General features: G+C 60.2%; 11 protein-coding genes. 4 read left to right on the top strand and 7 right to left on the bottom strand.

Annotated features, from left to right (window positions below):
* Positions 1-144 precede the first annotated feature (144 nt).
* Positions 145-1071, top strand: a complete 927-nt coding sequence (locus tag CPJ18_RS02230; RefSeq protein ID WP_077105247.1) for a sulfite exporter TauE/SafE family protein — start codon at positions 145-147, stop codon at positions 1069-1071.
* Complete coding sequence (locus CPJ18_RS02225; protein WP_153366833.1) at positions 1068-1889, top strand: TIGR02186 family protein; 822 nt, start codon at positions 1068-1070, stop codon at positions 1887-1889. Before CPJ18_RS02230 ends, CPJ18_RS02225 begins: the two co-directional genes overlap by 4 nt.
* 2121 nt (positions 1890-4010) lie before the next feature.
* Here CPJ18_RS02225 and pdeM read toward each other — a convergent pair.
* The 5 genes from pdeM to CPJ18_RS02190 form a co-directional block, all read right to left on the bottom strand.
* Positions 4011-4739: a ligase-associated DNA damage response endonuclease PdeM gene (gene pdeM, locus CPJ18_RS02210; protein ID WP_103656960.1), complete on the bottom strand. Its 729-nt coding sequence runs from the start codon at positions 4737-4739 to the stop codon at positions 4011-4013.
* Positions 4740-4777: 38 nt separating this feature from the next.
* Positions 4778-7276: a ligase-associated DNA damage response DEXH box helicase gene (locus CPJ18_RS02205; RefSeq protein WP_407026453.1), complete on the bottom strand. Its 2499-nt coding sequence runs from the start codon at positions 7274-7276 to the stop codon at positions 4778-4780.
* 60 nt (positions 7277-7336) lie between these two features.
* On the bottom strand, positions 7337-7978 hold the full coding sequence (locus tag CPJ18_RS02200) for a YitT family protein (RefSeq protein WP_103656959.1): 642 nt from the start codon (positions 7976-7978) through the stop codon (positions 7337-7339).
* A gap of 57 nt (positions 7979-8035) precedes the next feature.
* The gene (locus CPJ18_RS02195) at positions 8036-8647 is read right to left on the bottom strand and encodes a YitT family protein (protein ID WP_103656958.1); all 612 of its coding nucleotides are present in this window, start codon (positions 8645-8647) and stop codon (positions 8036-8038) included.
* A 201-nt stretch (positions 8648-8848) separates the two neighbouring features.
* Complete coding sequence (locus CPJ18_RS02190) at positions 8849-9793, bottom strand: methyltransferase domain-containing protein (RefSeq protein ID WP_103656802.1); 945 nt, start codon at positions 9791-9793, stop codon at positions 8849-8851.
* Positions 9794-9950: 157 nt separating this feature from the next.
* On the opposite strand from CPJ18_RS02190, the gene CPJ18_RS02185 reads away from it, so the two are divergent.
* Entirely contained in the window at positions 9951-10217 is a 267-nt protein-coding gene (locus CPJ18_RS02185; RefSeq protein ID WP_077105253.1) for a DUF6460 domain-containing protein, read from the top strand.
* Position 10218: 1 nt separating this feature from the next.
* A complete protein-coding gene (locus tag CPJ18_RS02180; RefSeq protein WP_103656801.1) occupies positions 10219-10716 on the top strand; it encodes a CAP domain-containing protein in 498 nt (165 codons plus the stop codon).
* Positions 10717-10893: 177 nt separating this feature from the next.
* On the opposite strand, the gene CPJ18_RS02175 is transcribed toward CPJ18_RS02180, so the two are convergent.
* Both CPJ18_RS02175 and CPJ18_RS02170 read right to left on the bottom strand, forming a co-directional pair.
* Positions 10894-11982 carry a quinone-dependent dihydroorotate dehydrogenase gene (locus CPJ18_RS02175; RefSeq protein ID WP_103656800.1) on the bottom strand — a complete coding sequence of 363 codons (1089 nt, stop codon included), beginning with the start codon at positions 11980-11982 and terminating at the stop codon, positions 10894-10896.
* Positions 11982-12350 carry a DUF952 domain-containing protein gene (locus CPJ18_RS02170; protein ID WP_153366837.1) on the bottom strand — a complete coding sequence of 123 codons (369 nt, stop codon included), beginning with the start codon at positions 12348-12350 and terminating at the stop codon, positions 11982-11984. Before CPJ18_RS02170 ends, CPJ18_RS02175 begins: the two co-directional genes overlap by 1 nt.
* Positions 12351-12390: the final 40 nt, after the last annotated feature.

Raw genomic sequence — 12390 nt, 5'->3', positions numbered from 1 at the left:
AGGGCATGACCTTTGAAGGTCGCAAGGTTTCCTGCCTTCGCCATTCAGACAGATACCACCCCTTCGTGGCAAAGCCCGCCTGACGGCGGTTTTTGCCGTTTTGGACGCAACCACGTCCGAGGTCCGCATGTCCGAGGTCCTATTGTGACTGTCTATCTGCCCATCGCAGAACTATCGGTGAATATTTTCATCATTCTCGGCATGGGCGCGGCTGTGGGTTTTCTGTCCGGCATGTTCGGCGTCGGCGGCGGATTTCTCATCACGCCGCTTTTGATCTTCTACAACATTCCCCCCGTCGTTGCCGTGGCAACCGGCGCGAACCAGGTGGTTGCCTCTTCCGTTTCCGGCTCCATCACCCACTTCCGGCGTGGTACGCTGGATGTGAAGCTGGGCGGTATTCTGCTGATCGGCGGCTTGTGCGGAGCTACACTGGGCGTGTGGCTGTTTACGCTTCTGCGCAGCATCGGCCAGTTGGACCTGATCATTTCGCTGCTCTACGTCATTTTGCTGTCCACCGTCGGCGCGCTGATGCTGAAGGAAAGCATTTCGGCCATTCGTCGTTCCGCCCGCAATGAAACGGTAACACTGCGCCGTCCCGGCCACCACAACTGGGTTCATCGACTGCCGCTGAAAATGCGCTTCAAAAAATCGAAGCTCTATCTCAGCGTCATTCCCATCATAGCGCTGGGTTTCGGCGTGGGCGTTCTGACATCCATCATGGGTGTAGGCGGCGGCTTCATCATGGTGCCAGCGATGATCTATCTGCTGCGCGTACCCACAAATGTCGTCGTCGGCACCTCGCTGTTCCAGATCATTTTCGTCACCGCCTATACGACCATCGTGCAGGCGGCTACCAACTTTTCCGTCGATATCGTGCTGGCCTTCATCCTGATGCTGGCGGGTGTGGTGGGCGCGCAATATGGCGTGCGCGTGGGCCAGAAACTGCGCGGCGAACAGTTGCGTGCGCTGCTGGCGCTGCTTGTTCTGGCCGTTGGCGTGCGCCTGGCGATCACGCTGGTCATCAAGCCGGATGATCTGTTTTCCGTTGCCGTGGGAGGGCTGGGCTATTGATCCGCGCCGCTCTTCTTGCCGCCGCCCTTTGCGCCTTCTCGGGCATAGCTTTCGCGCAGACACCGCCGCTGGCGATCTCGCCAGATGCCTCTGGCCAGCCGCGGCCCTTGCAGGAAAACATCGAGATCGGCGCATCGACCACGGAAATCTCCATCGCGTCGGATTTTCGCGGTGCCGACTTCACCATGTTCGGGGCGTTGAACAATGCCGACCAGCTGCTGCTGGCCATCGGCCAGTATGACATCGTGGTGACGCTGGAAGGCCCGAACGACTATTCCACCGTGCGCAAAAAAAGCCGGGTGGCAGGCATCTGGATCAACACCAGCGCCATCACTTTCGCGCCGCTGCCGGAATCCTACTCCATGGCCAGCACCCGCAACATCGACAATATCGCAACGCCGGGAACGCTGAAGGCCATGGGCCTCGGCGTGGAACATCTGCCGTTGCGCAGTGCGGTGTTTTCCGGCGTGCCTGACAATGTCTACGACTTCCAAGATGCCTATCGCCGCCTGAAACTTTCGAGCGGCATCTACCGCAACGACACGACCGGCGTGCGGCTGGAACGCACCGGCCTGTTCTGGGCCACCCTGCGCCTCCCCGCCAACGTCCCGAACGGCGTCCACACCGCCCGCGCCTATCTGTTCAAGAGCGGCATGCCGGTGGCGCAGAAGGAACTGCGGCTGCGCGTGGTGAAGACCGGCATGGAGCAGGCAATTACCGATGCGGCACACCAGACGCCAGTGGTCTATGGCATGTTGTGCGTGCTGCTGGCGGTGGTGACGGGCTGGGGTGCGAGTCTTTTGTTTCGGCGGGATTAGGGCCTTTCTGGGTTGAATGGAAGCGTTATGCCGGAGCAGGTTTTCGTCAGGCTTAGCAGGGATTGTCTCGACTTTACCGTTGGATATGCCCTTCGACCTTCGCCCACGCCGGAGCAAGCTCGCCCCCCTCTGCCTGCCGGCATCTCCCCCACGGGTGGGGAGATTGGCTGGGGGTAACGTCTTGGCGATCTTGAGCGGTGATGATGGTAAGAGCAAGTTTGCTTTGTTTGTCATTCCTCTGATGTCCCCTGGGTAGAGGGATGAGCGTGCCTCTTGCCAATCTCCCCACCTGTGGGGGAGATGCCCGGCAGGGCAGAGGGGGGTGAGCGGCGTACTCTGTGCCCTCTTAATGGGTGGGCAACCGCACCTTCCGCCCTCATGCTGAGGTGCTTTGACCGGAGGGCAAAGCCTCGAAGCATCCGCCGCGCACTCTGCCTCAAGCCCGCAACCCCCGTCCTTCGAGGCTGCGGCTTCGCCTCCGCACCTCTCCTTCGACAGGCTCAGGATGATGGATGAGGGTTGCTTCGTTGTGCCCTTTTCCACTCCGTGTGATCTAGTGGGCTTACCAAACCCTCCGCCCTCATGCTGAGGTGCTTTGACCGGAGGGCAAAGCCTCGAAGCATCTGCCGCGCACTCTGCCCCAAATCCGCAACCCCCGTCCTTCGAGGCTATGGCTTCGCCTCCGCGCCTCAGGATGAGGGTTGCTCCGTTGTATCCGGTAGTTATCGCGTGTTCGGCAAACCTGCTCGTGCCACGAACATCTGCATCCACCACCTATTCGTCCTATCAAAAATCCCGGCCACCGCTTACGCAAGCTTCGCCGTTCACGCGGCAGTACCTGCCCGTGTCATGCTTCATTCTCAGGGCCCATAACCATTCGCGGCCATGGATAGTCGGACGGGGCGCTGCAAGCTGCCTCGTTGGGTAGTTTAGATATGGCACCTCACAGCGCCCCGTTCAGCTCTTTTGGCCAAACAGCAATCCACTTGCCACGGCTGGCAGAACCCGGACGGCGAAAGGGGGGAAGCCTTGCCGGAGAACCGGTCGGACATAGTCAACGTCCGACCCTTCCCATCCGGGTGGCGAACTCCATTGCTGGATGCTCGCCCTGCCAGTTCAGCCGCATCTGCCTTCGATTTGCTCCCGCGCCGATAATCTAGGGGCGGAAGGATCGATCCGTTTTCCGCAAGCTCTGCACCCGCCAGCCCCGGCCAAGTGCGCCCCTTGCGATCCGTCCGCACCATCTCTGGTGCGGAGCAGATGCAGCGTGTTCCTGTGTACCGCCTGACTTTCGCTTCTATCCTCATGGTCGCGTTCGACCGGAGGACGATGAGCTGTCGGTACACCCGGCGACTAGGTCGGGCATCGGGAGAATGACATCGGTCGGTCCGAAACCGGTGTCTTTCTCCTCCCGTTGCCGCCGGGGAGATTGCTGCTCGACCCCGGGATCGAAAGGTTTGTGTCACCCTCTCAACCTCAGCGCCGGTCCCGCCTCGCCGCAACGCCTTGCGGTGTATCCGAGGGCGGAACGGGGAGATTGTGGGGGTGATTCGCGCGCCGTGGAGAAAAGTGCGGGAGGATTTTGGGTGTTATTGCGGGTTTTTGGGTAAGATGTTGATTTTGTTGGGGAGTATTTTTAGTGGAGAGGTTTGAGGGTGTGGCTTACCCACCTCTGCCCTGCCGGGCATCTCCCCCTCAGGTGGGGAGATCGACTCGTAGATGGGTCTCGGCCATCTTGAGCGTTGTGATGTGGCAACGGTATGTTTTGGAGACATATCACTCTCTGACGCTTACGATTGGGCAGAGAGCGTGCCTTTTACCAATCTCCCCACCTGAGGGGGAGATGCCCGGCAGGGCAGAGGGGGGTGAGCGGCATATTCCGCCCTCTCATGGGTGCGGGCAACCACACACTCCGCCCTCATGCATCATCCTGAGCCTGTCGAAGGAGAGGTGGCGCGCAGCGCCCTCGAAGCATCCAGCCACACACTCTGCCTCAAGCCCGCAACCCTCGTCCTTCGAGGCCCCTGCGGGGCGCCTCTCCTTCGACAGGCTCAGGATGATGGATGAGGGTTGCTGCCGTTGCGGTCGCATCGAACGAGCATCCGAGCATCCGAAAAAATTTTACCCCAGCAAATTCCCGAACCGCACAGAATAAATCCGGTCCCGGCCCAGCAGATGGGCAACCAGTGCCGAATGGTCGAACAGGCCGTGCATGGCCTTGTGGCGCAGATCCAGACCACCGCTGAGCACGCCGAAGGCGGGCATCAACATGCGCGTCCCATCGGTCGCAAAACACGGGCGGCGCACCGATTTGTCGCGGCGGCGGACAGTGGCGGCGGGGTGGAGGTGGCCGGCGATTTCGCCTGGTGATGCGCCCGGTTTCGGTTCATGCCGGAAGATGAGGTTGCGGTAGAACATTTCATCCGACGATGACCCCGGCAAATCCACCGTACCATCGGGATCGTGGTTGCCGTTGATCCATATCCATTCGCGGCCTCTGGCCATCTCCTTGATAAGATCGCGCAGGGGCAATGGCAAATGCTGTGAGCCGATGCGATCGTGGAAATTATCGCCGAGGCTGACGACGATCTTCGGGTCGTAGCGGGTGATCAGCGAGGACAGGATTTTGAGGGTGGCGATGGTGTCGTAGGGCGGCAGAAGGCGGCCGCGGCGGGCAAACGCCGCCCCCTTTTCCAGGTGGAGATCCGAGACGACCAGCAGCGAGAGTTCGGGCAGGTAGAGCCCGCCCAGCGGATCGCACCAGCCGGCGACGCCGTTGATGGCGGTTTCCGAGCCGAGGCATTCGAAGCCGGTGGCAAGTTTGTCGCTCAGGGCAAGTCGGCTCAGCACGTTTCGGTTTTGTCCTTCTCGTCCTTCGGGCGGATGCATCATGACATCGCATCCGCGATCAGTTCGTCGGCGGCTTCGGCCAGCACATCGTCCATAGCTTGGCCCGGAACGGTCTCGCGCCCGATTTCCATCATGACCGGAACGGCCAGTGGCGAGACATGCTCCAGAGCGCAATGGGTGGTGTGGCCCTTGATTCGCCTTAGCATATCGCCAAGACGGCCAATGTCCAAAAGTCCGGCTGCGGCATCACGACGCGTGGCTTCCAGCAGGATGTGATCGGGCTCATGGCTGCGAAGAACGTCATAAATAAGATCAGCCGACACCGTGACCTGCCGCCCGGTTTTTTCCTTGCCGGGATGACGGCGCTCGATGAGGCCGGAGATGATTGCGCAATTGCGGAAGGTGCGCTTGAGCATGAAGGATTCGTCGAGCCATGCCTCTAGATCGTCGCCCAGCATGTCCTCATCCAGCAGGTCCGGCAGCGACAGGCGGTCCGATTGCAGGCGCATGCCGATATCTTCCAGCGCCCAGATGGCGAGTGAATAATCCGTGGCGACGAAACCCATCGGTTTCGCCCCAGCCCGCTCCAGACGCCGGGTCAGGAGCATGCCAAGCGTCTGGTGCGCCAAGCGCCCTTCAAACGGATACATGACCATGAAGAAACGTTTGCGGAAGGGGAAGGTCTCGACCAGCAACTCATCCCGTTTGGGGATAATGGACTTCTCCTTCTGAATGGCCAGCCAGTCGCGCACCTGATCCGGCAGGGCATGCCAGCGGGCGGGATCGGCCAGCATGGAGCGCACCTGGTCGGCCAGATATGTGGACAGCGGAAACTTGCCGCCAGCGTAAGAGGGAATTTTCGGGTCCATGGAAAAGGCCTGGCTGACGAGGCATTCGCTCTCGCGGATGCCTTCGAAGCGCAGCACCTTGCCGGCAAAGAGAAAGGTATCGCCCTGCACCAGCTGTTCGAGGAAATATTCCTCGACCTTGCCAAGCGTCATGCCGCCGCGCCCGATGGTGCCCTTGGCGTTGCGTTTGACCATGCGGACGTTCAGTTCTGCCGCTTCGACAATGGTGCCGAGGTTGAGGCGATATTGCATGGCGACCTGCGGGTTGGAGACGCGCCACAAGCCGTCCTTCGTCTGGCGGATGCGGGCGTAACGCTCATAGGTGCGCAGGGCATAGCCGCCGGTAGCGGTGAAATCGACGATGCGGTCGAAGGTTTCGCGCGGCAGGTCGGCGTAGGGCGAGGCGGTGGTGACTTCGCGGTAGAGGTCATCAGCATCGAAGGGTTCGGCGCAGGCCATGCCGAGCACATGCTGGGCCAGCACATCCAGCGCGCCCTCGGCAATGGGCGGCGTATCCTGCGCACCGATGTAGTTGGCATCGAGTGCTGCACGGCATTCCATGACCTCGAAGCGGTTGGCGGGCACGAGGATGGCCTTGGAGGGTTCGTCCATGCGGTGATTGGCGCGGCCGATGCGTTGGGCAAGGCGGCTCGCCCCCTTGGGCGCACCCACATGCACGACGAGATCGACATCGCCCCAGTCTATGCCGAGATCGAGCGTGGAGGTGGCGACGACGGCGCGCAGCTTGTTGTCGGCCATGGCCGCTTCCACCTTGCGGCGTTGGCCCGCATCCAGCGAGCCGTGATGCAGCGCAATCGGCAGGTTGTCGTCGTTGATGGTCCAGAGTTCCTGGAAGATGCGCTCCGCTTGCGAGCGGGTGTTGACGAAGATCAGCGTCGTCTTGTGCGCCTTCAAGGCCGGATATAGATCCTGCATGGCATAACGCGCCGAATGGCCGGACCAGGGAATGCGCTCTTCCGTGCCGAGAATGGCGATATCGGGCTTTGCGCCACCATCCACGGTGATGAGACCGGCAGTGGGTTCACCTTCTGCCTGCGGGCTGAGATAGCGTTGCAAATCCATGGGGTCGGCGACGGTGGCGGACAAGCCGATGGTGCGCATGGCTGGTGCGTGTTTGCGCACGCGCGCCAAGGCCAGCGACAGAAGATGGCCGCGCTTTGAGGTGACGAGCGAATGCAGCTCGTCCAGCACCACATATTTCAGGTCTTTGAAGAAGCGTTCGGCTTCCTTGTTGGCGAGCAGCAGGGAGACCTGTTCGGGCGTCGTCAGCAAGATGTCCGGGGGTTTCAGCTTCTGGCGCTGGCGCTTGGACTGCGGCGTATCGCCGGTGCGGGTTTCGACCGAAATGGGCAGGCCCATTTCCGACACTGGCTTCATCAAGTTGCGCTCGATATCGACGGCCAGCGCTTTCAGCGGCGAAATGTAGAGCGTGTGGACGCCGACGAAGGCCGAGCCGGGCGGCACCTTGCCGCGTTCTGCGAGATCGGTCAGCGAGGCCATGAAGCCGCCCAGCGTCTTGCCCGCACCGGTTGGTGCAATGAGCAGCATGTTTTCGCCGGACCGCGCGCGGGCTGATAATTCCAGCTGATGAGCGCGCGGGCTCCAGCCTTTTTCGCCGAACCATTTCTGGAAGGATAAGGGTAAGGTGCCGACGTTTGCGCCGGAGATGGGGGGCTCTGTGTGTTTCACAGCTCTAAAGTAGTGAAACACGGGCAAAAAAGAAGGGCCTTACATCGCGATATAGCGGTCGTTTCGGTGATTGACGGCGATGACGAGGTTCATGACGAGAGCGCCGAGGATGGAGCAGAGAATGATGAAGGGGGTGGCGACGAAGAAGGCGCAGATGAGGACCGTGCAATCGAACGCCAGTTGCGCAAGGCCTGCGCGAATGCCGAAACGGTCTTGCAGGTATAGCGCCAGAATGCCGAAGCCGCCGAGGCTGGCGCGGTGGCGAAACAGCGCCAGCATGCCAGCGGCGACCGTGAGCCCGCCGAAGAGGGCAGCAATGATGGGATTGACGTTTTGCAGCACGATGAGGTGCGGCAGATATTCTGACAGGACCGATGTCAGTGCGACGGCGCAGAAGGTCTTGATCGTGAAGGCGAGGCCGAGGCGGCGCAGGGCGATGTAATAAAATGGCAGGTTGGCGAGGAAGAACAGAAGGCCGAAGCTGAGGCCCGTTGCGTAATGCAGCAGGAAGGCGACGCCGACGACACCGCCGGTCAGCAGGCCACCGCCAGACAGAAGCACGACGCCGAGCGAGACGAGCATGCTGCCCGCAATGACGGCCTGTGCATCTTCCACGAGGGAATGCCGATCAGGCGTCGATGCCCAAAACCTGTTACGCTTGCGCTCTGCTATGTCGCTCATGATCGTCCCACGTTGCGTTCTCACTCTTTGCGCCGCGATGGACAAAAACTCAAGCGTTCAGCGCACGACGATATAGCGATCCGAGCGGTGGTTGATGGCGAGGAACAGGTTGAGCACGAAGGCACCGACGATGGAGTAGAGCACCGTTTCTGGATTGATGACGGCAAAGGCGGCGATCATGACGCAGCTATCGAAGGCAAGCTGGATGAGACCGGCGCGGATGCCGAAACGATCCTGAATGTAGATGGCGAGAATGCCGATGCCGCCAAGGCTGGCGCGGTGGCGGTATAGCGCCAGAAGGCCGTAGCCGAGAAGCAAACCGCCAAGCAGTGCGGCCCAGAGCGGGTTGATGCTTTCCACCACCATCCAGCGGCTTTCCAGTTCCGTCAGCACCGAAACGAAGCCGATGGCGATGAAGGTTTTGAACGAGAAGGCAAGGCCCAAGCGGCGGAAGGACAGGTAATAGAAGGGCAGATTGACGAGAAAGAACAGCAGGCCGAAGCTGATGCCGAAGGCGTAATGCAGGAGGAAAGCGACGCCCGCCGTGCCGCCGGTGAGCAGGCCTACCTTGGCGAGAAGGTAGAAGCCGAGCGCCGAGACGATGCTGCCGGTGACGATCCCCTGAATGTCTTCCAAGGGCGCGTGCTTGGCCGGATCGGCACTCCACATGCCATAAACGCTTCTCGTGAATGCCATGCGCGCTACCCCGAAATGGAACTGTCAATGCTGTTTGAAAGTGAGTCTTCGCATCACACATCCGCAAAGATGGATCGCTCGATTGGGGATTATTTTGCACTGCAAAAGGCCGGGTTTCAATATCGATATGTAAGCAAGGCTGACCTATCGATAAAAAGGCAAGAAACGAAAAGATCAGCCCGGTTTTCTGGCAAGAAACAGAATGCCGGCGAGGGGTTTTCCGGCGTCCTTGCGAATGGTGGTTTTGCGTATTTCCAGGGTTTGCAGGCCGGATGCGTCCAACAATGTGCGGACATAGGCTTCAGAATGGGCATAACGCAGAGATGGAAGGAGGATAAAGCCTTCCTCCTCGCCTGCATCCTCCACCGAAAAGGCGAAGGTTCCGCCCGGTGCCAGCAGCGCCAGGACCAGCGGCATGACGGTTTCCAAACTGCCGAGATACATCATGACATCGGCGGCTGCGACCAGATCGGCACGGTGGCGGGCAAGGTCATCGGCGAAGAGGCCGGATGTTTCTGGTGGCAGCGAAAGATCGGCTTGGGCCAGATGGTGGTAGATGGCCTTCTCTTCTGCTTTGGCCAGCATGTTGGTGGAGATGTCGAAACCTTCTAGACGCTGTGTCCAATCGCGGATTTCGAGACCGAGCAGGCCGGTGCCGCAACCGATATCGACCGTGCAGGCGAATTGGCCGCTGGCTGGTCTTGCTGTTTCGATCAGCGCTGCCAGCTTTTGCGGTACGCTATATTCAAGCTTTTCGACCAGCGATGTTTCGAAACGGTCGGCGTAATCATCAAACAGGCCTTCTATATAGGCGCTTGGCGGTTGCTCCGGTGTTGCGGCTGCTCCCAGCACCGCGAGTTTGAGGGGGGCTGCGAAAATTCCTTCGGGGTCTAGACGATCAACCGTCTCGTAGGCGCTGATGGCCTTTTCCTTATCCCCCGCCTTGTCGCAATAATCTCCCAATTGCACCCAGCCTGCGGCCCATGATGGTGTGAGCTCCAGCGCCTGCTCCATCAGTTCGGCAGCGGCGGCATGATCTGCGCTTTCCGCCAGCATACGGGCGTAATCGGCGCGCCGGTCTGCGATGGCATCGCCGGACGAAAACTGGTGTGGGGCCATGCACGCTTTCCTGAAAGAGGTGGGCTGTCTTTCATCAGGCCATAAAAAAACTCAAGTCCTATTTCATGGCAGCGGCAAATATGGCGCGTAGAATGTGCCGACGCTTGCATAGAGGCACCATGCTTTCTATGTCTTGGCTGAATTAGGAGATATGCTGATGGCCGGTGAGGTCGATAAGGTGCTGGGTGATAGTGTCGCGCGGACAATCGTCAAATTGCTTGTCGTGTCGCTGATCGTGGGTTTCGTCATGGCGGTCTTCGGCCTGACGCCGTGGAATATCATCTATGGTTTCAGAGATTTCGTGCTCGATATCTGGCACAGCGGTTTCCGCGCGTTGGGTAGCATTGGCGATTATCTGCTGGCGGGTGCTGTCATCGTCATCCCCGTCTTCATCATCCTTCGCCTGTTGAGCTTCCGCCGCTGATATGACCCAAGATTCCCTGATGACACTTTCACGGCGCGGCTTCGTGCTGGTTTCCGCCAGTGCTGCACTGTCCGCCTGCGTCTCAAGACCCACGAACAAGGGTATCGCCGCTGGCACGCGCGATGAAACAGCCTCGGCGCTTCCCATGGTCAACGAGCTTCGTCGGTCCAAGGGGCTACCAACGTTGTCTACCAATAGTGCTGCGCAACAGGCTGCCGCTTATCAGGCCAACCGCATGGTGAAGGCGCAGAAGATGGCGCATCTCATCGGCCTGACGGACAGTTTTCTCATCCGCATGAAGGATGGCGGCGTGCCGCTACCTGCGGCTGAAAACGTGGCTGCTGGGCAGGACACGGTCGAGCGCGTGGTGAAGGCGTGGATTGGGTCTCCGCACCATCTGGAGAATATGCTGGGCAATTATGGCGGGTTGGGTGTGGCGGTTGCTTATGATGCTGCTTCGAAGAACCGACCGTATTGGGCGATGGTGCTTTGTCGGTGATGGGGTTGGGTTGAAGGCCCGCGAGGCGAAGGCGCAAGGTTCGGTCTTTTCAATGCTTTCTTCGTCATGCTCGGGCTTGTCCCGAGCATCTGCTACGTTGCAATTTTGGAGGCGTGATTAGATCCTAGGGACAAGCCCTAGGATGACGGAAGAGAGGTGGGAGCCTCGAATTATCCGCTAAATCTTCCGCTCCGCCCAGCGGTCCACCGCGCTATCGCGCAACTCCCTGATATTCCCAACCCGCTCACGCTCCACCAATGTGGAAAGCCCGCGCACGATGCGGCCCGGCAGTGCGGGCCCCTCATAGACCATGCAGGAATACAACTGCACGAGATCGGCACCGGCGCGGATTTTCTCCAGCGCGGTTTCCGCCGATGACACGCCGCCGACGCCGATGATGGGCAGAGCGGGGCCAACGCGTTTGCGCATTTTGGCAAGCACCGTCGTGGAGAGATCGAAGAGTGGTTTGCCGGACAGGCCACCGGTTTCGTGATTGTTCGGGCCGGGGCGCAGGCCATCGCGCGACAGCGTCGTGTTGGAGACGATGAGGCCGTCGAGATTATGGGCCAGCACTTCTGCGGCGATATCGTCCAGCCCCTCCTCCGTCAGATCAGGCGCGATCTTCAGGAAGACCGGAATGGGGCGGTTGAGCTTCTGTGCCTCGGCATCCCGCTTTTCCAGCACGGCTTTCAACAGGGCAGACAGGCTATCGCGCGCCTGTAAATCGCGCAGGCCCGGCGTGTTGGGCGAGGAGATGTTGGCGGTGAAATAGGAGGCGACTGACGCGAAGGTTTCGATGCCCTTCACATAATCCGAGACACGATCTTCGCTATCCTTGTTGGCACCGATGTTGACGCCGACGAGGCCGCGCAGGCCGGCGGCGATGAGGCGGGCGAGCGCTGCCGCATGGCCCTCATTGTTGAAACCAAGGCGGTTGATGACGGCGTCGTTTTCCACCAGGCGGAAGATGCGGGGCTTTGGATTGCCCGATTGCGGGAGCGGCGTGACCGTGCCAATTTCGGTGAAGCCGAAGCCGAGCTTCAACAGTGGGCCGGGCACTTCGGCATTCTTGTCATAACCCGCTGCCATGCCGAGCGGATTGGGGAAGACGAGGCCAGCGACGGTCTGTTGCAGGCGCGGATCATGCGGCACCATGCAGGTGGGTATGAAGCCGGAGCGTAGCGCGGCGATCGACATGCCGTGGGCCACCTCCGGGTCCATCAGAAACAGGCCGCGTCGACCGATCGAGGAAAAAATTCCGCTCATCATGCAATCTCCGGAAACTGGTGGGCACCATCATCATCAAGCGTCAGCGGCGTTTCCCACAGCACCGCACTCAAAGACAGGGGCGCGTAGAGATGCGGGAACAGATCGCCACCGCGCGAGGTTTCGAACACCAGCTTGTCACCCAGCGCACCGCCATCGACGGCGACCAGCAGAAGATCGTCCTGACCGGCGAAATGCTTGAGCGCAGTTTCCTTGACCTGGGCTGCAGTGGAAAAATGGATGTAATTATCCTGGAGGTCGATGGCCGCGCCTTTGAAAACGCCTGCTTCCTTGGCGTCCCGCCACAGGTCAGTCGGCACAATCTTGTAAATAACGGGATTGTTGATGATCGGGGGCGTTTCACTCATACGGCGTCTCCTTCACTGCGGGCGGTTTGCCGCAAATGCC

It is taken from the genome of Agrobacterium rosae (genome assembly GCF_002915175.1).
Classification (GTDB): domain Bacteria; phylum Pseudomonadota; class Alphaproteobacteria; order Rhizobiales; family Rhizobiaceae; genus Agrobacterium; species Agrobacterium rosae.
The sequence above is the reverse complement of the archived record's forward strand: the minus strand, read 5'-3'. Positions and strand labels throughout refer to the sequence as shown.